This window comes from Streptomyces antioxidans (assembly GCF_000968685.2).
Taxonomy (GTDB): Bacteria; Actinomycetota; Actinomycetes; order Streptomycetales; family Streptomycetaceae; genus Streptomyces; species Streptomyces antioxidans.
Genome location: NZ_LAKD02000220.1, coordinates 1 through 1,244 on the forward strand (window position 1 = coordinate 1; position 1,244 = coordinate 1,244).

A 1,244-nucleotide genomic window follows, 5' to 3' on the forward strand; every position below is an offset into this window, starting at 1 on the left:
GCGACATGCCGCTCCGGGCGTTCGTCCTGTTCTCCGCGGCGGCGGGCATCTTCGGCTGGCCCGGGCAGGCGAACTACGCCTCGGCCAACGCCTTCCTCGACGCCCTGGCACACCTGCGCCACGCCCAGGGGCTACCAGCCGTCTCCACGGCATGGGGGATGTGGGCGGAGGCCCGCGGCATGGGCGGCAGGCTCGAGACCGCCAACCGCGCACGGGCGGTGCGCACCGCGGCACCGATGACCGCCGAACAGGGGCTCGCCCTGTTCGACCTGGCCTGCGCGGGCGACGAAGCACTCGTGGTGCCGTTCCGCCTGGACGCCGCGGCGGTGCGGGAGCAACCCGGCGGCGTGCCACCGATCTTCCGCGAGGTGGTACGCGGCTCCGCGCGTCGCGGTGTGGGGCGGGGGCAGGCCACCTCCGAACTGGCCCAGCAACTACTGCCGTTGCCCGCGCCGGAGCGGGACCGCGTACTGCTGGCGCTGGTGCGCGACCACGCCGCGACCGTGCTCGGCCATGCGGACGTCAGCGCCATCGGCGAGGACCAGGCGTTCAGCGACCTCGGTTTCGACTCACTGACCGCCGTCGAGCTCCGCAACGGCCTCACCGCCGAGGCTGGCGTGGCGTTGTCCCCGACGGTGGTCTTCGACCACCCCAACCCGCGCCGTCTCGCCGGGCACCTCGCCCAACGGCTCCTCGGTGTGGGTGGCAAGACCACGGTGACCAGCACGCGCGCCGCCATCCACGACGACCCGATCGCCATCGTGGGCATGGACTGCAGGCTGCCCGGAGCGGTCGGCTCGCCCGAGGACCTGTGGCGAATGCTGGAGGACGGCCGGGACAGCATCGCGCCGTTCCCGGGCGACCGCGGCTGGGTGGTCGACGATCTCGTCGCACCGGACGGAACCCGGAACACGCTCGTCGGCAACTTCCTCGACGACGTCGCCGGATTCGACCCGGCGTTCTTCGGGATCTCCCCGCGCGAGGCCGCGGCCATGGACCCGCAGCAGCGGCTGCTGCTGGAGACCTCGTGGCGCGCGGTGGAACGCTCAGGCATCAACCCCGCCTCACTGCGCGGCAGCGAAACCGGAGTGTTCATCGGCTCCAACGGTCAGGACTACACCGCGCTGGCCGTCGGCGACTGGGAAGGCGCCGACGGATACCTCAGCACGGCGACGGCCGGAAGCGTCCTGTCCGGTCGGGTGTCGTACGTGTTCGGGTTGGAGGGGCCTGCGCTGACGGTGGAT

1 protein-coding gene is annotated in these 1,244 nt (G+C 72.4%); it reads left to right on the top strand.

Annotated features, from left to right (window positions below):
* Positions 1 to 1,244: beta-ketoacyl synthase N-terminal-like domain-containing protein (locus VT50_RS37825; protein WP_143645386.1), on the top strand; the 1,244-nt coding region annotated here is incomplete at both ends.